The organism is Oceanivirga salmonicida (assembly GCF_001517915.1).
GTDB classification, from domain to species: domain Bacteria; phylum Fusobacteriota; class Fusobacteriia; order Fusobacteriales; family Leptotrichiaceae; genus Oceanivirga; species Oceanivirga salmonicida.
In genome coordinates this window covers 1-359 of record NZ_LOQI01000201.1, presented here as the reverse complement: position 1 = coordinate 359, position 359 = coordinate 1, and the positions used below count along the sequence as shown (strand labels likewise).

Sequence of the window (359 nt, the reverse complement as noted above, 5' to 3'; positions counted from 1 at the left end):
GGTATACTAGATATTTGCATAACATTTTCAGTAACGTCTTCACCAATTTTACCGTCTCCACGAGTTATTGCTTTTATTAATTGTCCTTTTTTGTATATCAAACTTATGCTAAGACCATCTAATTTTAATTCTAAAACATATGAATAAGCACTATTTATGTTTTTTTTAGTTCTTGCATCAAAATCTGCTAAATCATTTAAATTATATGTATTTGATAAACTAAGCATAGATATTGAAGTAAGAGGAGAAATAATATTACCTATAAAAGAATTTCAAAGAATAAATGAACAAAGAGAAGAATTAGGAGAAATGATATTTGCTAATCCTAGAAATGCAGCAGCTGGAACACTAAGGCAATT

Annotated in this window: 1 protein-coding gene and 1 pseudogene; one reads left to right on the top strand and one right to left on the bottom strand. The window is 27.3% G+C overall.

The genetic code is table 11. The features are described from left to right. Positions 1–230 (bottom strand): annotated as a pseudogene (locus tag AWT72_RS08955) (NAD-dependent DNA ligase LigA); the annotation flags it as partial. On the opposite strand from AWT72_RS08955, the gene AWT72_RS08950 reads away from it, so the two are divergent. Further along, positions 157–359, top strand: a 203-nt coding sequence (locus AWT72_RS08950) for a hypothetical protein (RefSeq protein WP_156413165.1), incomplete at its 3' end; no start/stop codon positions are given. The pseudogene AWT72_RS08955 and the gene AWT72_RS08950 sit on opposite strands and share 74 nt — an antisense overlap.